This window comes from Streptomyces sp. P17 (genome assembly GCF_032436805.1).
Taxonomy (GTDB): Bacteria; Actinomycetota; Actinomycetes; order Streptomycetales; family Streptomycetaceae; genus Streptomyces.
Genome location: NZ_JAVRBF010001559.1, coordinates 1 through 231, shown reverse-complemented (window position 1 = coordinate 231; position 231 = coordinate 1). Strand labels below are relative to the sequence as shown.

Sequence of the window (231 nt, the reverse complement as noted above, 5' to 3'; positions counted from 1 at the left end):
ACATTGTCAATCCATTGGGTCAGCATTTGGATTGTGGGTTTGGCTTAGAGCGCCTGCAATCGTTTTGTTCCAACATGGATCCGCCGACATGTGAACGGGTGCTGTTCCGCACCATTGAGGTGCTGCTCAACAGTGGTGTGGTGCCCAGCAACACTCAGCAAGGGTATGTGTTGCGCAAACTGATCCGCAAAGGAATTGATGGGCCTTTGCCGCCTCATGAGTTGGTGGACA

1 pseudogene is annotated in these 231 nt (G+C 52.4%); it reads left to right on the top strand.

Going from position 1 to position 231, the window contains the following annotated elements:
- A pseudogene (locus RMT89_RS45675) lies at positions 1-231 on the top strand (hypothetical protein); the annotation flags it as partial.